This is a genomic window from Flavobacterium solisilvae, from assembly GCF_012911605.1.
In the GTDB taxonomy this organism is placed as follows: domain Bacteria; phylum Bacteroidota; class Bacteroidia; order Flavobacteriales; family Flavobacteriaceae; genus Flavobacterium; species Flavobacterium solisilvae.
Map to the genome: position 1 here is coordinate 1 of NZ_JAAMPT010000101.1, position 299 is coordinate 299.

The 299-nt window shown below is 41.1% G+C and carries 1 protein-coding gene; it reads right to left on the reverse strand.

Annotation, left to right across the window (positions count from 1 at the left end):
* Nucleotides 1–299: hypothetical protein (locus G6042_RS00475; protein WP_169522336.1), on the reverse strand; the 299-nt coding region annotated here is incomplete at both ends.

A 299-nucleotide genomic window follows, 5' to 3' on the forward strand; every position in this document is an offset into this window, starting at 1 on the left:
AAGGCTGTGATTTGTCGAACCGTTAAATCAAATACCGCAAATTGGTCGTTTGGCAAAGTATCACATTCGTTGATGGGTTGTGGTGTTGGTACTACTAATGGTATGCCAACAATTACTTGGAATGTGCCTAAATTATAACATCCTGTAGCGTTGTTTTCTACGCGTACCCAAATCGTTTGTCCGTTGCTTGCTGAATAATTTGTGGTATTTATAATTGGAAAATCGCCATCTTCTGCTAAGGCTTCGGTGGTATAATACTCCACCGTATAGTTGCTTGCTGGCAGTGGTTGTTGTGCCAA